Origin of the sequence: Enterococcus florum (genome assembly GCF_004309355.1) — a bacterium.
GTDB classification, from domain to species: Bacteria; Bacillota; Bacilli; order Lactobacillales; family Enterococcaceae; genus Enterococcus_A; species Enterococcus_A florum.
In genome coordinates this window covers 13,553-31,092 of the sequence record NZ_BJCC01000009.1, presented here as the reverse complement: position 1 = coordinate 31,092, position 17,540 = coordinate 13,553, and the positions used below count along the sequence as shown (strand labels likewise).

Annotated in this window: 15 protein-coding genes and 1 pseudogene; 2 read left to right on the top strand and 14 right to left on the bottom strand. The window is 45.3% G+C overall.

Annotated elements, in window-relative coordinates; genetic code table 11:
* Positions 1–31 precede the first annotated feature (31 nt).
* The 12 genes from NRIC_RS05250 to NRIC_RS05195 form a co-directional block, all read right to left on the bottom strand.
* On the bottom strand, positions 32–1,075 hold the full coding sequence (locus NRIC_RS05250) for a 2-hydroxyacid dehydrogenase (protein WP_146621646.1): 1,044 nt from the start codon (positions 1,073–1,075) through the stop codon (positions 32–34).
* A complete protein-coding gene (locus NRIC_RS05245; protein ID WP_146621645.1) occupies positions 1,068–2,021 on the bottom strand; it encodes a sugar-binding transcriptional regulator in 954 nt (317 codons plus the stop codon). Before NRIC_RS05245 ends, NRIC_RS05250 begins: the two co-directional genes overlap by 8 nt.
* Positions 2,022–2,036: 15 nt before the next feature.
* Positions 2,037–2,687: an L-fuculose-phosphate aldolase gene (locus NRIC_RS05240; RefSeq protein ID WP_146621644.1), complete on the bottom strand. Its 651-nt coding sequence runs from the start codon at positions 2,685–2,687 to the stop codon at positions 2,037–2,039.
* A 149-nt stretch (positions 2,688–2,836) separates the two neighbouring features.
* Positions 2,837–3,577, bottom strand: coding sequence for a 2-dehydro-3-deoxy-phosphogluconate aldolase (gene dagF / locus NRIC_RS05235; protein ID WP_146621643.1), 741 nt, complete (start codon positions 3,575–3,577; stop codon positions 2,837–2,839).
* Positions 3,568–4,680 (bottom strand): DgaE family pyridoxal phosphate-dependent ammonia lyase, encoded by a 1,113-nt coding sequence (locus tag NRIC_RS05230; RefSeq protein WP_146621642.1) that lies wholly within the window; start codon positions 4,678–4,680, stop codon positions 3,568–3,570. Before NRIC_RS05230 ends, dagF begins: the two co-directional genes overlap by 10 nt.
* Before the next feature lie 18 nt (positions 4,681–4,698).
* On the bottom strand, positions 4,699–5,550 hold the full coding sequence (locus NRIC_RS05225; protein ID WP_175580007.1) for a PTS system mannose/fructose/sorbose family transporter subunit IID: 852 nt from the start codon (positions 5,548–5,550) through the stop codon (positions 4,699–4,701).
* The gene (locus NRIC_RS05220) at positions 5,550–6,302 is read right to left on the bottom strand and encodes a PTS mannose/fructose/sorbose/N-acetylgalactosamine transporter subunit IIC (protein ID WP_146621641.1); all 753 of its coding nucleotides are present in this window, start codon (positions 6,300–6,302) and stop codon (positions 5,550–5,552) included. Before NRIC_RS05220 ends, NRIC_RS05225 begins: the two co-directional genes overlap by 1 nt.
* Positions 6,303–6,317: 15 nt before the next feature.
* Positions 6,318–6,815 (bottom strand): PTS sugar transporter subunit IIB, encoded by a 498-nt coding sequence (locus tag NRIC_RS05215; RefSeq protein ID WP_146621640.1) that lies wholly within the window; start codon positions 6,813–6,815, stop codon positions 6,318–6,320.
* A 19-nt stretch (positions 6,816–6,834) separates the two neighbouring features.
* Positions 6,835–7,242 (bottom strand): PTS sugar transporter subunit IIA, encoded by a 408-nt coding sequence (locus NRIC_RS05210; protein ID WP_146621639.1) that lies wholly within the window; start codon positions 7,240–7,242, stop codon positions 6,835–6,837.
* Between the two features lie 91 nt (positions 7,243–7,333).
* Positions 7,334–10,147: a sigma 54-interacting transcriptional regulator gene (locus tag NRIC_RS05205; RefSeq protein ID WP_146621638.1), complete on the bottom strand. Its 2,814-nt coding sequence runs from the start codon at positions 10,145–10,147 to the stop codon at positions 7,334–7,336.
* Between the two features lie 125 nt (positions 10,148–10,272).
* Positions 10,273–10,617, bottom strand: a complete 345-nt coding sequence (locus NRIC_RS05200) for a YlbF/YmcA family competence regulator (RefSeq protein WP_146621637.1) — start codon at positions 10,615–10,617, stop codon at positions 10,273–10,275.
* A gap of 65 nt (positions 10,618–10,682) precedes the next feature.
* Positions 10,683–12,854, bottom strand: coding sequence for a PBP1A family penicillin-binding protein (locus NRIC_RS05195; protein ID WP_146621636.1), 2,172 nt, complete (start codon positions 12,852–12,854; stop codon positions 10,683–10,685).
* A 240-nt stretch (positions 12,855–13,094) separates the two neighbouring features.
* On the opposite strand from NRIC_RS05195, the gene NRIC_RS05190 reads away from it, so the two are divergent.
* Both NRIC_RS05190 and NRIC_RS05185 read left to right on the top strand, forming a co-directional pair.
* Positions 13,095–13,946: an RluA family pseudouridine synthase gene (locus NRIC_RS05190; RefSeq protein ID WP_146621796.1), complete on the top strand. Its 852-nt coding sequence runs from the start codon at positions 13,095–13,097 to the stop codon at positions 13,944–13,946.
* 140 nt (positions 13,947–14,086) lie between these two features.
* Positions 14,087–14,650: pseudogene (locus NRIC_RS05185) on the top strand (helix-turn-helix transcriptional regulator); the annotation flags it as partial.
* A gap of 70 nt (positions 14,651–14,720) precedes the next feature.
* Here the strand turns inward: NRIC_RS05185 and apf are convergent.
* Positions 14,721–15,407 (bottom strand): aggregation-promoting factor, encoded by a 687-nt coding sequence (gene apf / locus NRIC_RS05180; RefSeq protein ID WP_146621634.1) that lies wholly within the window; start codon positions 15,405–15,407, stop codon positions 14,721–14,723.
* Positions 15,408–15,756: 349 nt separating this feature from the next.
* Positions 15,757–17,406 carry an oligosaccharide flippase family protein gene (locus tag NRIC_RS05175; RefSeq protein WP_146621633.1) on the bottom strand — a complete coding sequence of 550 codons (1,650 nt, stop codon included), beginning with the start codon at positions 17,404–17,406 and terminating at the stop codon, positions 15,757–15,759.
* Positions 17,407–17,540: the final 134 nt, after the last annotated feature.

The following is a 17,540-nucleotide window of genomic DNA, read 5'->3' as shown; positions in this document are numbered from 1 at the left end:
GGGTTGCAGAGAGACTTCTCCGCAACCCTTTTTATTGAATCAAGGTCGTGCATATTCCTGTATCTAAATATTCATTTATGGCAGTGCTCAGCAAGAAAGGCGACTTCGGGATCGCATCCACGGTATCGCCTGCCAGATGTGGAGTGATCGTCAAATTGTTTAAACGCAACAATGGATCGTCTGCTTGGATCGGCTCCTCCCACGTGACATCGATCGCCGCGCCAGCGATACGCTGTTCTGCCAACATCTGAACGAAATCCTCCTTGACCAGAATCTCCGGGCGAGCTGTATTGATCAAATAGGCGCTGGGTTTCATTAAAGAGAGCAATGTTTGATCGATCAAGTTCATTGTTTCTGGCACGACACGCAGATGCAAAGAAACAATGTCAGCTCTCCGAAACAGCTCCTCTAAACCAACGAGCTGTAACGAAATCCCGGCTCCTTTCAACTCCTGCGGATCGACAAATGGGTCGTACGCAAGAACGATCACGCCAAGATGATTCAGGTGTTTGGCTACCAGCTTCCCAATGTGCCCTAGTCCAACCAACCCGACAACATGTTCTGACAGCGTCGTTCGAAATGAATCATTAGGAAATGCTTTGGGCCAATTTCCGTTTTTCACCTGCTCGTGAGACAAAGCAATATTTCGCGTCACCGCATACATCAACCCGATCGTAAATTCAGCCACAGCTTCAGCATTGCGAATCACATGAAGAACCGGAATCCCTCGCTCCTTTGCTGCCGACATGGCGAGATGCTCCAATCCGCCGCGACAGGTCCCAATCAGTTTTAAGTTGGGAGCCGCTTGAATCATTTTTTTCGAGACAGGAGAAATGTGAACGAGCAAATACTCTGCTGTTGCCAGCTCCTCAAGAATGCCGTCACAAATCTCAACTTTCTCCGGTCCCTCAAGCTCTATCTGTTTGATCCTTTTTTGAAATTCTGATTTCGTCAGCTCTGCACCCCACTGAAATTCGACAATCTCTATTTTCCCGAGCAGATGCAGCTCTTCTGCTGCTTTACGCAGTGTTTTTGAAGAAACAAATGCATCACCGACTACCACGACTTTACTCATTTTCTGCCTCCTTGAGCAGTGACTCCGCTAACCCTGCATCCACAAACAAATAATCAATGCAGCCCCCTTGCAAAGCACCTTTGACTACCTTCTGTTTTTCCGTACCAACCGCAATACAGACCTTGTTTGGGGTCTTTTTCACTTGTTCGAGGGTGATGCCGATTCTTCGTTCCGAAATTCCAGTATCCACGCCTCTTCCTAGATCATCGATGAAATTTCCAGCGATATCGCCGACGATCCCTTGCTCTGTCAATCGCAGAAATTCCTCTTCGCCGAAATAGCCGGCCTTCACGATAATCGCTTCTTTGCTGATTTCACCCACACTAAAAACTACCGTGTCCAATCGATCATACAACGATAAAACCTGTTTAATGTGGCGGTCATTTTTTAGAGCCTGTGCTACTTCTTTTGTTTCTAAAATAGACGGTACCGGTAGCTGAAACCATTCACTCTGGTAGCAATTGGCGAAATTAGTGATGATCGCTTCGCTGTTGGTCTGCATGCTGTTTAAGGCTCCGCCGCCAGTGATTTGAGTGATAATAGCACCCTTTTTTGCTGTTCCAGTACAATGCTTAGACAGGTGGAACAGGGTTCTTCCCCACGAAAAGCCCGTCACACTTTGCGGCTGGATCAGCCTTTCCAAACAGCTGGAAAATTGTTTGGCCATCTCCTCGACGATCAAAGTCGTTTGTGTGGTTTGGGAGTCATAGACGAACACTTCTTTCAGCCCGTAGCGCTGCTGCAGTCTGTCTTCCATCCTCGTTTTGTAGCTTATTGGAAATGCCAACTCTACTTTGATATAGCCTTCTGACTTGGCCTTTTTCAATAAGCGCGAGACTGTCGGTTTAGACAATTGCAGTTCTTTCGCGATCTCCGCTTGACTCTGATCAAAATAATAATAGCGTTCCGCTACTTGTTTCATCACTTCCAGCTGATTTTGTTTCATCCTCAAGAACGCTCCTTATTCTTTTACTTGCCCGTATGATTGAAAGGCGGTTTTCATCCGTTCCATTTCATCGTCTGGAAGCACGACTGCACCACCAAGCAATGTCGCACCGATATGCAGACCCGCCAAACGTTCAATTTCTACAGCAGTTGAAAAAGCGGTCTGAATATCCTTTCCACAGGTCAAAAGCCCATGGTTAGCCAAAAAACAAGCGTATCGATCCTTCATCGCTTCAAAAGATGCTTCCGCAAGTTCTCTCGTTCCAAAAGTGGCGTATTCCGAACAGCGAACATTGTTTCCGCCGGCCAAGGCAATCATGTAATTCGTTGCCGGCAGCTCTTTGCGGCAGGTTGCGAGAATCGTACTACATGTAGAATGCGCATGGACGACCGCTCCGATCTCCTCACCTCTTTTTTGGTAGTAGATCAAATGCATTTGCCATTCACTCGACGGCTTTCTTTCTCCTTCAACCACATTACCGGTCAAATCCATCAAAACGACATCCCGTCCAGTTGTTTCAGCATAATCGATCCCGCTTGGACTGATTGCCATCAGCTGCGTATTTGGGTCAAAAATACTGACATTTCCCCCAGTTCCGCTTGTTAATCCGCTGTCGATCAGCTTTTTTCCGTAATCGACGATCTGCTGCTTGATTGTTTCTAGCATCGAATCCCTCCTGTTTTTGAAATTAATTTCACACAAAGAAATTAATTTCTTTTACTGAGCATAACACAATGCTTTGGCAGCGTCTACATCTATTCCATCCGATATCAAAAAATCACTGAACTCTGGCAAGAATTCAGTGATTGTCGCTTTTATCCTAATACTTTTTTCACCAGTTCGAGTAATTCCTCCACATCCTCCGGCCTTGTTTCTCCTGTCGTCGAATCAATGATCGAACTGTAGACATGCGGAATGATTTTTTTTACGCCTGCAGTGACAGCAATCTGAAGAATCGCTTCGATATTTTCCAGATCGATGCCTCCGGTCGGCTCAAGATAAAAATCCTGTGCAGCACACGCCTCAGCTACTGCCTGATATTCCTCTAAATGTGCCAAGCCTTTCATAGGAAAATACTTGATGGAGCTGCCTCCCATGTCTTTCAGCAAATTGATCGCTGTTTCGATAGGAACGATGCCTTCAGGTGCTTGTGCGCTTAAGGGTCCGGTCGCAATGTTGACGAATCCGACCTTTCCAGTTGGTGAGACTAACCCATTGATAAGCGTCTCGTTTTGACCAAGCAATGCCCGGGAAGTGCCCACACCAGTGAAGACCTGATTGACATGCTGCGGTTGAAGTACGGCAGAGATACGGGAAACCATGGCGCTTTGATTCGGATCACCCGCTCCCAACCCTACAGATAATGCGTTGTTGGTTGCTGCTTGGTATTTTTTCATATCCTCGATTGCTTCTTGATCGTTTGCATAGTTTTTTGACAGCACGCCTAAGATCACATGACCTTCTGCAGCTTCATAGCAGGCTTTCGCATTATCGACTGAATTAGCTAAAACATTCAAGCAAATACGATCTGCAAAAAAATTGGGTGTTAATGACATACGTTCTCTCCTTCATTCATGATATCCTGCAACCGTGAAACGATTTTTGTCATTTCTGTTTCGTTGACCGAGCGGACATCAAATTCAATGATGCCCTTGTTGGCCTGATATTCCCGTGTATAAATGGCCGGATCCGCATTTTTCAGCTCCGCTATGATCGCCGGAGCCGTTTTTTTACCAACTGCTTTGACACTTGCTCGATAGATGTCCCGACCGGCACCATCTTGAACGATCACAGCCTCTAACCCCGGGATTAGGTTGACTGTTGAGACAAACGGCAGCAAGCGCTGTTTCATCGCTTCTCCCGATTCCTTTTCCTGAGCCAAATAGTCAATGACTGCTTGGGTAAAGCCCAACACATTGTCTTTTCCGATCTTCATCGCTCTTGCGATCCCTTTTCCTTGCAAACGGACCCAGTCGATGTAAGCTTTTTTGCCGATGACCAGCCCTGCGCTAGGACCTTCGATTGCCTTTGCACCAGAATAGATCACCAGATCTGCTCCTGCTTGAGTGTACTTGAAAAGATCCTCTTCAGCAGCCGCATCTACGATTAATGGAATCTGATGTTTTTGAGCTACAGCAACCGCCTCTTCAACATTTAACATGCTTTTTTGTACAGTATGGTGACTTTTGATATATAAGATCGCCGCAGTATTGGGCGTGACCAGCATGTCCAGGTGCTCGCCTGTGCACATATTGGCATAACCGGCCTCGACAACTGTTCCGCCGCCTTGATTCACCATAACCTCGACAGGTGTTCCATAATCCACATTGTGACCTTTAGGAAGAAGAATCTCACGTTTTGTGATTGTTTCAGTGTATGGATGGTATGCATGGTACAAGCTGCCCTCTCCGATGACTGCTGCAACAGATTGAGCAATTCCCGCAGAAGCCGAAGAAACGATTTGAGCATCCTCTGTTTTCAGCAGGTTTGCTAAATAAGCCCCCGTTTGAATCATCAGTTCACTCATTTCAAAAAAATGTTCTCCACCAAAACGCTGGGCTTCCATCACACGTTCAGATACCTTGGAGACTCCCAAGATCGTCATCCTGCCTGAAGCATTGATGACCTCTTTTAAACCAAATGTTTCGTAACCAATCATGTCTGCACCTTCAATTATTTATAATAGTCCAAAGAAAGAGGCGATGATACTAATCACAACGATCGTCCCGATGATGATGCCGTATCTTGGTCCCTTCTTCACCATAAAGAAATAAATCGCAAATACAGCAGTCAGCGGCAGCAAGCCTCGAACGATCTGATCAAAAATGTCCTGTAAAACAATCGTTGCACCACCAGGAACCACGAACTTCATCGGGCTCGAGATATTGACGTAGCTGGCGCTCAACGCCCCCATCATCATCATTCCCAATACATTGGCTGCGTAGATCACCTGCTTGATTTTTCCATCCTTCAACAAGCTTAAGATCGAATTTCTCCCCAACGTATAGGATTTGTTGATCAGCATCCAGCTGATATACATCGTGACCGCGGTATAGATGATGATCGGCCCGATTCCGCCGATCGCATTGCCGTTTGAAGCCATCGGAATGAAAATCGAGATAATCAACGGCATTACGGCTGCCCAAATGATCGAATCACCAATTCCAGCCAAAGGGCCCATCAATCCCGTTTTGATCGAGGTGATCGCTGTATCGGTAATCGCAGCACCGTTGGATTTTTCCTCTTCCATTGCAATAACGATCCCTTGAATCGATGAACCGATCGTTCCTTCGGTATTAAAAAAGTTCAAATGGCGTTTCAGCGCTTCTCGTTGTGCTTCTTCGTCATCCGCATATAATTTTTTGATTGCCGGGATCATAGAAGCACAGAACACCAAGCTTTGCAGACGTTCGTAAGAATTGGACAGCTCACAGCCTAACTGATAGATCCAAAAGGAGCGAGACAGTTCTTTTTTCGTGATTTTCTTTTGTTCCAATTGCTGTTCGTTTTGTTCAGTCATCTGTTCCATTATGCAGCCGCCTCCTCTTCCAATGCTTTGTTTCTAACCAAGAATGCTACACAGATCCCAATGATTGCGACAGCCATCACTTCTGCTCCAAAATAAACCACTGCCACAAAGCCGATCAAAAAGTACGGGATCAAATGCTTCTTGCCGATCACCATGATCGTTAGTGCAAATCCTAGTGCCGGCAAAATCCCGCCCATCACTTCAAAACCGTGCATCAGCCAGCCGGGGATCACATCCAAAATCTGATTGACGATCGATTGCCCAAAGTAGTTGGCCGCAAATACAAGAGGAAAGCGAATAACAAAACCGGCAATTGCAGGATACAAGAACGCGGCACGATAAATCCCTGAATAATTTAAGTCCTCTGCATATTTGTCTGCCATGTGCACCCATGTGGCATTGATCGTACGGCGAAGCTGATCCATAAAGACACCTAATACGCCAAACGGAACTGCCAGTGCAATCGCGGCCTCTGCATTCATCCCAACCCCTAATGCAATCGGAATAGCAATCGCTGAAGCCAATGCTGGATCACTCGGCACATTTCCGCCTGGTGTAGAAGTAACCCCTAAGTACACTAATTGAATCCCTGCTCCAATAACCATTGCTTCTGCCAGTTTTCCGGTCACCGCACCAGCGATCAAAGCTGCCGAAAGCGGCTGAGACAGCATGCCGGAGAAGGTATAACCAAAACGCAGCCGTGCAAACCAATAATAGAGCCCCATTACAATTGAAACACCTAAAACACCCATCGTTTCTCCACTCCTTTATAATGTTTTGTATTTTTCGATCAATTTCTGAATCGGCACTGGATTTTCTTCAGGAATCGCTTGGAAGTAAACGTGGATCGAGCGATCTAAAAGAGCCTCCAAAATAGCCACATCCTCTTCAGATAAATTGATGTTTTTAACTACATTTTTGCGGTTTGGTCCACCGCCTAGCCCGCCCACTTGGATTCCTTCGGTCACGATCTCTTCTTCGACCATGGCCTTCAATGTCGGAAGGTCGGGAACTAAAAACAATACTTTGGTCTTTTTGCTTTCTGCTTCTTCTTTCCAATACCCCTTAACCGACTCGATGCCCTTGATGATCACCTCAACCCCCGGAGGAGCCGCCATCAAATAGATGCTCTGTAAAAATTCATCTTGCTCCAGCTCATCGCTCACCACCAAAATTTCGTTGGCTCCAGATTGCTGCAGCCATTTTGTGACCACCTGCCCGTGGATCAAGCGGCTGTCTACTCTAGTTAATACGATTTTTGACATCTTTCTTCATTCCTTTTCCTTAATGAATTTTTGGCAATTCCAATACCTGACAGCTGTCTACAACTGCTTTTCTGATTTCTACCGCACTTTCTTTCGTGAAGCCGCCTTCCGATTGCTTCATGACCGCTTCCAGCAGCATCGACGCACACAATCCGGAAATAGCGATGATCGCATAATCCTTGGATAGTCTCAATGCCACATTGCTGGGTGTACCTCCCTTAATATCCGTCAGAACTAATAAATGCTCTGACCATTCCAGCTGCTCGATCTGAGCTTTGACTCTGTCCATATAATCGTTTAGTGAGTCTTCCGCCTGTAAAGCCACCTCGTGAACATCATCGATCTCACCTACAATCATCCGGACACTTTTTAACAGCTCTTGGCCCCACCCGTTATGGGTTAAGATCAAGATCGGTTCCTTTTCCATAAATACCCTCCTCGCTCTTCACTTCATCCTTTTATAAAGCAACTACTGTGCCAAAAAAATAGCCCCCTCAAAAAGGGCTATTTCATCGGATTTATACATTGACCTCAAACAACAGTTCATAGATATATTTCATTTCCAGCGGCGGAATGATGACATTGTATGACACTTCGATCGGTCGGAAGGCCATTTTTATGACAGATGCCATCTCCGGCAGCTCACGATATGACAGTTCATAGGAGGTATGGTCATACTCCGGGTGTTGAATCTGTCGTTCGATCATACAAGCACAATGGATAATAAAGCGCAGCAAGCGTTTTTCATCGCTTTTTGTCTTCGTCTGCAGACAGATGTCGGAATAAATTTTTGACAGCTCAATCGTGATGCTCTTCGGATTAAGGATCGTTAAGAGATCCGTGATCGCTTCGATCGACAACCCTTGAATATACTTAGCCGAAACCTTTTGCAGTACTGCTTGGTTTTTCTCTTGTGTCAGATCGAACCCCAGCATTTGGAAAACCAGCTTGATCCCCTGATCAGAAAGCAGATTGTCTAAGGAAACAAACGGTATATCGGGAATCTCCGTCTTCACCGTACCAATGATCCCCACCAGCTTCTCATCCTCATGAACGAAGGAGTGAAGCCGCTCAATATCCTCCAGCTCCTTTTTCTCCAAAGTCATGATTCGAACATTGGTCAACAATTCCTGCGGGAAGGTGTTTAACAGCAGCCGCTCGATTTTTAAAGCTGTTCCCAACCCAGTCAAACATGAAATGATCAATACCTTAGAATCTTCAAAATTGCCTTTGCGGCAAATCAACGCCTTATGATTTTTCTCCTTTAATACAGGCAGCAAATAGTCAAAATCGGTCGAATCGTAAATGACTTCTCTGGCAACCTCCAGCAAGCTTAATAGATTGATGTTGCTGATCAGCAATACCTCCATCTGAAATTCTTTGCTGAGCACATTGCCAAAATAAACCAAAGAGCCAATATCCACCATCAGGATCAATTTGCTGTACTGGTTTTTCTGAACAAGAAAACGGACCTTATCCAGGGTTTCCTCCACTGATTGGTTGATCGGCATGTTGACAGAACGCATCAGACTGGTAGAAAACAGCACATTGGTGTACTCTACCATGCTTGAGGCGGTGGCACTCCCGTGGGCAACCACGATGATCCCGCATTTCTCATCCAGCTCATAGCGTCGATCATTGGATTTCAACCTTCGAATAAACAAATCATAAAAAATGATCTCGGTATTCGGCAGCTGCAGACCAAAATGCTGCTCGATAAAGCGTACGATCCGTTCTGCCAGCTGATAATTTTCGATCTTACCGGAAAACATGTTCTTCGTCAGATCAAAAAAATCCTGATTAATCTGAGCGGAATAGAAAATGCTCGAATACACATGCGCGGCCAACACATCCTTCAGCTTATCTGGGACAAATATCGCTACCTCTTGTTCGATATACTGCAGCACTTCATTTACTTGCAGATAAAACTGTTCATCGAGCAGCTCTTCACTCGGCTGATTGAAGAGGTCCATGTCGTAAAGCTGATCGACCTTGTTCTGCATCATCGCTACCGCATCTTTGGCGGAAATATTGACCTTCTTCAAATCCGCGTACTCTTTCAGCAGAAAATTGTAAAATCGATCATTTTGCTTGTCCTCGATCTTCATCAGCTGATCAATACTAGAATAGAAATAATCGTAGTGGATGGTGATGCCCTTGCTGGGAACAAACTCATTAAAGACTACCAAGTCTTTTGTGTTCACGTCGTTCTCATCAAAGTTTTCTGACGGCAGCTCGACTGACAATCGAGTTGTTTCGATATCGATCGCATCTAAGTAGGCCTGAGCGCAAATAAACTGGATCTCCGATTTCAATTCTCCCACATTGGCACGGTAATTGGAAAAAGTAAGATGTTTCAATGCATCGTACGAAAGAAATAGATCCTTTTGGATGCCTTGACTTTCTTCTAGAAAAAAGGTCAGGATCAATTGGATTTTTTCCTTGATCGACCGTTCCTCCAGACTCGGAATCGCCAACGTAACAGGAATCCTTCGTAAAAAGGTCTTCAAAAACGTCTTTTCTAATTCCTCGGTCGTCGCAAAGATAAATTTGATGGCAACATGCCGTTGTTTTTCAGCCTCTCCCATGCGCGTAAAGTACCCTTTATCCAGCAAGGTAAACAGTTTCTCCTGCCCTTCACTAGTCAGTCGATGAACTTCATCGAGAAAAAAGAATCCGCCATCAGCCAACTCCACCAGCCCTTGATGGTCGTTGTCTGCTCCTGTGAAGCTGCCTTTCTTGTATCCGAAAAGATGCGAAGTCAAGAGCTCCGGATTATTGAAATACTCGGCACAGTTGAAATAAATAAAGGGGACTTTTTGCTGTGTCTTGGCTTCGTAAAATTGATGCAAGTGCTCAGCCAGCAAGGTTTTCCCCACACCGGATTCTCCTGTCAGCATGATATTCAAGCCCTTAGGCGGATACAGGACAGCGGCCTTCAGTTTCTTGATACAATCCTTCAGACTCCCGTCATGCCCGATCACCTTGGAAAAAGGATTTAATTTGGAATCACGCAAATGACGCTGCTGCCTTTCTGCCGCCTGTGCCAACTCCTGCTGAAGTGTCTCCAATGATTTGTACTCATCTACTTGGGGTGCGTGCAGGAAAACCCTTTCCAGTTCCTCTCTCGAAAAGTACAGCACCGGTCGAGATTTTATTTTGACGACTTTTTGCTCTCTCGTCAACTTGGTCAGATCCTCACTGACGGCCGTTCGGGTATAGCCGGTCTTTAGACAGATCTCCTTGACCGTACACCCCACGAGCGTTTTGCTTCCTAACGGATACTCTTGGTGAAACTGAGTCAAGCACTCAAAAATATCATCGATCCTCATATCTTTTCTCCTTTGAGTTATTAGCTTGTTTGTACCATCTCTAGACAAAGAAAGCAATAGGCCGTTGTCTATAAAAGAAAAAAAGCCCAACAGACAAGAGACTGCCTGCTGGACTCTGAATTCGATTAGCCTTCGTATAATTCACGTATTGGCGCCATGATGATCCGGTTCAGATCGTTGATGATCGTACTGAATTGTTGTTCCTTAGACATCAGTTCATTGATGGCTGCTTCTTGTTGAACCTTTGTTGCTAAGTCTTGCGCTTTATCCGCGTCTTCATCTGAAAAGTCTTCACCGCGCATTTGTTTTTCTTGCAGGCTTTGCTGGAACGCTTGGAAATCCTTAAACAAAGCATACGCTGTTTCGTTTTTCTTTAATTCCGCAAAAGCTTCTTCCAAAGCTTGGAATTCTGGTAATTGGCGAACTTCACGTTCTAAACCATTTGCTGTGTCGTAGATGTTGTTTGCCATTGATATCCCTCTTTTTCTATAAAGTTACTGCTTCATTGTAACACGTTTGAAAACGAGTTCAAAGCTTAATTTCCTTGCTGCAGCCGATCTCTTAATCGATTGAGTCCTTCTTTGGCTTTTTCACCAAATTGCTGCAGTCCTTCCTTGGCCTTTTCACCAAACCCGTTCAGGCCCTCACTGGCTTTATCTCCGATTTTCTTCAACTCTTCTTGCCACTGCTCCTGCTCATCGGTCTGTCCGAATTCATCTGCAGCTACGACCTGTCCGCCAGTTGCATAAGCATCCGCGACATTGAAGGAAGACTGTTGAACGTTCGGCAGGATCGCCTCCGCCTCCGCCTTGAAGACCTGTCCAACCTCTTCCCCGCTGGTCCCGCTCAAATAATGGCTCTCACTGGTTTCTTCAAAGCCTAACCAGGTAGAGATCACGATATTGGGTGTATACCCCACGATCCATTGGTCATTGACCTTACTAGCATCGAAGTTGGTTTCTGTCGTTCCGGTTTTCCCTGCCATAGTGTATCCGTAAGGAGCAGCAGGTACAGCCGTTCCGTTCGAGAAGGTCCCCAGCAGCATACTGGTCATGCTGTCTGCCACTTCTTTTGAGATGACCTGTTCGTATTTAGGGTTGCTGTTGTCTTTGATGACTGCCCCTGTGGAGTCGATGATCTTCGTAATAAGATGCGGCTGATAGACTCGTCCTTCATTGGCAAAGGCACCGTAAGCAGCAGCCATTTGCATTGGCGAAGTTCCCTTTTCCAGACCGCCCAATGCAAGACCATAGTATTTATCTGATTTTTCGAGTGGAATACCGAAATCCTGAGCTTTATTGAAGCCTTTGTTCAATCCGATCTCATGCAGCAGCCATACTGCTGGCAAGTTCAAGCTTTGGGCAACAGCTTGATACATCGGTACTTCCCCCTGGTAAGTCCCATCATAGTTCTTCGCTTCGTAGTAGGACTGCGGCGTATCCTGTAAAATACTGTCCGGTTTATAGCCGGATTCCAGTGCAGGTGCATACACACTCAACGGCTTCATCGTCGAACCTGGCGAACGCTGCATCTGTGTTGCAAAGTTGAACCCGCGGAATACATGCTCCCCACGACGACCCACCAAGGCTTCAACACCTCCTGTTTTAGGATTCAACGCAACAGAAGCGGATTGCGGCATTTCACCATCGGCAGCATTCTCAGGGAAATTATAATTATTGGTATAAACAGCTTCCATTTGCTGCTGATACACTTGGTTCAAGGACGTATAGATCTTGTAGCCTCTGTTCAGCAGATCCTTTTCATCCAGTCCATACCGATCCACCGCTTCATCAATGACCGCATCAAAGTAGAAGGGATACTTGTAGCCCGCATCGCCAGATGAATACGTATCATTCAGCAATGAACCTAAGTCCACCTGTGCTTCCTGCTGCTCCTGTGCCTGGTCAATCTTTCCATTGTCGACCATGACACTCAATACGGTATTTCGGCGATTGGTCGCGTTCTCCAAGTTATCGATAGGATTATAGATGCTTGGGCCTTTCAGCATACCTGCGATCGTAGCGGCCTCGCCTAGGGTCACTTGACTGGCATCAGCACCAAAATATTTGTGTGCCGCATCTTGTACACCCCAGACCCCATTACCAAAATACGCATTGTTTAAATACATGGTCAAAATTTCGTCTTTGCTGTATTTCTTTTCGATTTCGATCGCCATGAACAGCTCTTTGGCTTTCCGTTCCAAGGTCTGATCAAGACTAAGATACGCATTTTTTGCCAACTGCTGCGTGATGGTACTTCCGCCGCCAGTAATGCGGCCTCGGACGACCCGTCCTAGAGCAGCACGGGCGATTCCTTTGATATCAAAGCCATGATGCTCATAAAAGCGGCGATCCTCTGTAGAGACTACCGCATCTTTGAGATAAGGAGAAATTTGTTCTCCCTCTACATACGTTCCCTTCTGGCCGAACAGTGTTCCCGCTTTTTCGTTTTTCTGATCATAGACTTCTGTTGATTGCTTCAAGCTCGCCTGCAGGGTTTCCACATTGACCGATTTTGCTAAAATATAAAGATAAATGCTCATCACTAATACGGCCACTAACGTCAACAGCAGCAAAATTTTATTGATATGGTATTTTTTCCAAACGCGTTTTCGGGCATGGTGAAATCGAATCAAATAAGGTTTGACCCATGTCCAGAATTTTACAAGATTCGTTTTGATCTTGCGCCATAATTCTTGAAAATCCATTTTCTGATCTCCATTCTTTTTAAATCAGACCTAGTGTATCACAGTCCCGTCAATCATGCTTAGGGCTCTAGACCGATAACAGTTTGCCATATTCTAGCATGACTTCTCAAGGAAAACCTGATTTTTTTCTTAAATATCTGTTAATTCGCACATTGCAGCCCAGCAAACGCACAGGCAGTCAAAAAAGCTTTTTGCTTTTTAGTCAAACCTGTTACAATAAGCTTCTAGGAAGTGAAAATGATGAAGTTTACAATGACCCTCCCTGCTGATGCACCAGCGAAAACGGTGAAAGAGTTATTGGAGGAAGACTGGCTGGTGCCTCGAAAGGTACGCCATTTTATTCGTACTCGAAAAGGGCTCTTAGTTAACGGACAGCCTCGTCATTTCCAAGAGCTGGTTCAAGGAAATGACCAAATCACTGTGATTTTAGAAGCAACTGATTATCCGGTGCGCCAAATCTTGTCTGGTGATCCAAGACAAATAGCGGTGCTTTACGAAGACGAGCATCTGATCATCGTCAATAAGCCTGCTGGAATGAAGACCCATCCCAATCAGCCTGATGAAAAGGATACGCTGCTGAATCATCTAGCTGCTTATTTGGCCCCTTCGGCAGAGCCGCACGTTGTCCACCGATTAGACAAAGAAACCAGCGGGGCGATCCTGTTCGCAAAAAACCCCTTCGTCCTGCCCATTTTAGGCCGAATGCTGGAGCAAAAAACGATTTTTCGCCGCTATCAGGCGGTCGTACACGGAGAATTGAACACTGACCACACGATCACCAAAAAAATAGGACGGGATCGGCATGATCGCCGCAAACGGCGGATCGATCAGAAACATGGCAAGGCTGCCGTCACCCATGTGACTGTGGCAAAACACTTGGGAAAAAGCACCGCAGTTTTTTGTCGATTAGAGACGGGACGAACGCATCAAATACGTGTCCACTTAGCCAGCATCGGGCACCCGCTAGCAGGCGACCCCCTTTATAGTCAAAAGGCTTCCGGGCGTTTGATGCTGCATGCGTTTGAATTGCAGCTCGTTCACCCCTTTACAAAAGAAACGATCCAGGTAATCGCACAGCCTAGTTTGTGGTAAGCAACGCTCCGTTGCGCCAATCCTAATGGGAAGCAACGAATTGGTTCATCAAATCAACTAGCTTTTTTTCAAGAGGATGAGATACAATGAAGGTAGCACTAGGAACGGAAATCAAAAACAGTGCGTAAAAAGGGCTTACCCAACAAGAACTGGCAGAACAGCTGAAAATTTCCCGCCAGACAGTGTCCAAGTGGGAGTTGGATAAGAGCTATCCTGATTTAGAATTGCTGGTGGGAATGAGCCAGCTCTTTGAGACCAGTGTCGATCACTTATTAGGCCTTGAAGAGGCTACCGAAACACAAAAACGTTCCATCCTTGATTTCTTTTTCCAGCGCAAATCAGAAGAGGTCTATCACCCCTCGGAAAAGGAGCGAAAACGAATGAAAAAGGTTTGTTTTGTCATGTACGTCAGTCAAGGATTGAATTGGGTCAACGCTTCTCCTTATGGTGGAAACTTTGGACAAGTGCAGTTGATTAAACAATTAAAAGAAGAATTGTCACCGTACTACGATCTTTCCTTCGACCCGACAACTATGGAAGAAGAACCCGATTTGCTGGTTATCCCTGAACGGTTTAAACATTGGAGCGAAAAAAATGCCGGCAACTACCTGATTTTGCCAATGATGCTTCTCTTTCAAAAGGATTATCCCGCGATCAAACAACGAATCGATGATTACTTCGAAGAGACGCAAAAAGGAGCCTGAGCTCCTTTTTTTGTTTTATTAGATACTGCATAAAAAAGAGACCCTTTGCAGAGTCTCGAAAATGTTAATTTTAATACCAGCCGTTTGACAACCAGAATGATTGAGCTGCTTCCCATGAACCGTAACGAGAAGATACATATTGATCTGCTACACGTTCTTGGTTTTCTGGTGAGTAATCACCGTTTAAATACGCAGCGCTTAATTGGTAACGTCCGATGTATTGACCGTTTGTTGCTGAGTAAGAACCGCCTGATTCTTTTTGCGCAATCCATTCTTTTGCAGATGAGCCAACAGGTGCTTGATAAGCAGGTGCTGCTGGTTGTTCCGCAGCTGGCGCTTGTTGGACAGGTTGTGCTGGTTGTTCTGCAACCGGTGCTGCTTCTTGAACAGGTGCCGCTTGTTCAACGGGCGCTGTTTCTGCAGCTTTTGGAGCTACTTCTTCAACTGGAGCCGCTGGAGCTGGTTGTACTTGTTCAACGGGTGCTGCTTCTTGAACAGGTGCTGCTTCAACTTTTCCTTCTTTATCGATCGTCAACTCTTGACCAGCATAGATTTTATCGATGTCTTCGATGTTGTTGTCTTTAGCAATAACCTTAATTAGGCTGTTGTCTCCAACAAATTTGTGAGAGATCTTTGATAACGTGTCGCCTGCTTCTACAGTGTACTTTTCAGCTGCGTGTGCATCCGTTGCACCGAAAGCTAATCCAGTACCTGCTGCCAATAGTGAACTAAATAAAAAAGTTTTTCCTAGTTTCATTATGTTTTGTTCCTCCAAATAGGTTTCTGCGTCTTTTCAACTACGAAAGTAACTTTATCATGCTTTCATGTTTCATGGGTAAAAATCCCATGACATTTCGTTACAATCCGATGTGAAAATGTAACAAAAGAAATACTGTCATGACACTTTCAAAATCTATCTAAACGTTGATGCATAAGGGTTTTGATTAAAACGACGGTTTTATATGCGCTTTCAAACTTCGCAATATTTTCATATTCTTGTAAAAAAAATGAAATATAGATTGTCGTTTTAATCGATTTCACTAAAGAAAATGGATCATTTCATGAAAAAACGAGACATGTTTTTCTTCAACAATGTCTCGTTTTTCCTATTTGATATGAAGCAATCGTCGCCATTTTTGTGCTTTGTTCGTTCCAACCAGTTTATCGACCATTCGAATCTTCAACGTCAAAAAGCCATACATCCCACTGGCCATTGCCGCGGTAATCAGACAAATACTGAAGGCCTGCCAACGATTTGCCGGGTCCAGCCAGAGATAGCAGATTTGTTTGACTAGAAATGTGAGCGCCGCGATCAGTACGGTGATCACACTGATCAGCAGCAGCCGTCGCAAAACCAGCTTGTAGTTGATGCGTGCTTCTTTTTTGATTTTCCAAAAGGACAACGCACAGGACAAGCTCAGGCCGATGATCGAGGCACTATGGGGACCGTAAATCTCTAAAAGCTCAATCAACGGCAGCTGCAGAATGCCTTTTAATACCAAACCAGCCAGCGTAAAATAAACAGCTAGTGCCATTTGACCAAAACTTTGCATCAAGACCGATGTGACGATAAAAAGACTTAACGCCGCCGCCATCAGCAGTGCTTCGATCAGCACTCGACTGCCCAACGGATTTGCTTGATACAAAAAGGTATTCAGCGGGTAAGCCAATAAAATCATCCAGCTGCCCAATGGAACCAGTACGTAAAAGCTTCGCTGCAGGGCATTGCTGACTAGACGGGTCGCTTCTGGAAACTGCTTGTTGGCCGCACGTTTTGTCAGCAACGGAATCTTTTTCAGTCCTATTGTACTGACCACCGCAGCGAGAAGCAGAACGAATGGTTCGGTATTTGCCCGAAACAGCGCGAAAAGTGTCATCAGCTGATCCGCACTATAGTTGGTATGTGCTGCCATCGTTCGAATAAAGGTCAATTGGTCGATCAACGGATACACAAACACACTGATACTAAGCAGCATGCAAGGAATTGCTTCTTTTAAGGCCTCCAGCAGCAGCTCTCCTGTAGAAATCTCTACTTTATTTAAACTGATAGGCAGCTGCACTTCTACTTTTTCCCGATCCTTTTTCAAATACAGCAGCAAAACCACCAAACTGCCTAATAATCCGATAAATGAAGCAAACGCTGCCTGATGAACTGCTGTTAAGAAATCGCCGGTAAAAACTTTCAAGATTGTAAAAGCGCTGATGACCCAATAAAGCGACTGCAGCAGTTTGTCTACGACAGAAGAGAAACTGAGCAGCGGCTGGTCGTTATTGCCTTGAGCGTACCCTCGGATAACACTGATGCAGGGAAAAAGTGCCATAGTTGGACTCATCCAACGAATCGTGGATGCCAATGCTGGTCCAGCTCCGGCGGCTTCCGCAAACAGTGGCGCTAAGAAAAGCAATAATGCACTGAAAACGATACCTAGCCCGACACTGGCCTGTATCCCTCGAACAAACAAACGGTGAGCGACCTGATATTCACTGATCGAGCGGTACTTGGCGACCTGCTTAGCAACGGCATTGGGCAATCCCATCGTTGATAGCAGCATAAATAAGGTCAGTACTGTATAAGCCATCTGGATCAATCCATTGGCTGCATTTCCTCGTTCTTCCATCCAGGCATACCAAGGGATGAGCACGAGAAGTCCCATAAAACGTGAAAAAACGCTTCCTACAGACAACCAGGAAGAGCCTTGAATCAACTTTTCATGATGCGTATCCTTCATTTGGAGCGGCTTTCTTCGATAATCCATATGATCCTGCTTTCTTTATCAGCATTTGTTTTCATTGTAAAAGGAAATCTGTCTCGTGACAATCTCTTTTTTCCGACAGGCACACTTTGGCTATGCTATAATAGCCTAGATCAGATTGTAACGGAGGTCCGTCC

What these genes read in the sequence shown, in the direction of transcription:
- NRIC_RS05250 (WP_146621646.1), bottom strand. Translation starts at nt 1,075, where the DNA reads ATGAGTAAAGTCGTGGTAGTCGGTGATGCATTTGTTTCTTCAAAAACA.
- NRIC_RS05245 (WP_146621645.1), bottom strand. Translation starts at nt 2,021, where the DNA reads ATGAAACAAAATCAGCTGGAAGTGATGAAACAAGTAGCGGAACGCTAT.
- NRIC_RS05240 (WP_146621644.1), bottom strand. Translation starts at nt 2,687, where the DNA reads ATGCTAGAAACAATCAAGCAGCAGATCGTCGATTACGGAAAAAAGCTG.
- dagF (WP_146621643.1), bottom strand. Translation starts at nt 3,577, where the DNA reads ATGTCATTAACACCCAATTTTTTTGCAGATCGTATTTGCTTGAATGTT.
- NRIC_RS05230 (WP_146621642.1), bottom strand. Translation starts at nt 4,680, where the DNA reads ATGATTGGTTACGAAACATTTGGTTTAAAAGAGGTCATCAATGCTTCA.
- NRIC_RS05225 (WP_175580007.1), bottom strand. Translation starts at nt 5,550, where the DNA reads ATGGAACAGATGACTGAACAAAACGAACAGCAATTGGAACAAAAGAAA.
- NRIC_RS05220 (WP_146621641.1), bottom strand. Translation starts at nt 6,302, where the DNA reads ATGGGTGTTTTAGGTGTTTCAATTGTAATGGGGCTCTATTATTGGTTT.
- NRIC_RS05215 (WP_146621640.1), bottom strand. Translation starts at nt 6,815, where the DNA reads ATGTCAAAAATCGTATTAACTAGAGTAGACAGCCGCTTGATCCACGGG.
- NRIC_RS05210 (WP_146621639.1), bottom strand. Translation starts at nt 7,242, where the DNA reads ATGGAAAAGGAACCGATCTTGATCTTAACCCATAACGGGTGGGGCCAA.
- NRIC_RS05205 (WP_146621638.1), bottom strand. Translation starts at nt 10,147, where the DNA reads ATGAGGATCGATGATATTTTTGAGTGCTTGACTCAGTTTCACCAAGAG.
- NRIC_RS05200 (WP_146621637.1), bottom strand. Translation starts at nt 10,617, where the DNA reads ATGGCAAACAACATCTACGACACAGCAAATGGTTTAGAACGTGAAGTT.
- NRIC_RS05195 (WP_146621636.1), bottom strand. Translation starts at nt 12,854, where the DNA reads ATGGATTTTCAAGAATTATGGCGCAAGATCAAAACGAATCTTGTAAAA.
- NRIC_RS05190 (WP_146621796.1), top strand. Translation starts at nt 13,095, where the DNA reads ATGAAGTTTACAATGACCCTCCCTGCTGATGCACCAGCGAAAACGGTG.
- apf (WP_146621634.1), bottom strand. Translation starts at nt 15,407, where the DNA reads ATGAAACTAGGAAAAACTTTTTTATTTAGTTCACTATTGGCAGCAGGT.
- NRIC_RS05175 (WP_146621633.1), bottom strand. Translation starts at nt 17,406, where the DNA reads ATGGATTATCGAAGAAAGCCGCTCCAAATGAAGGATACGCATCATGAA.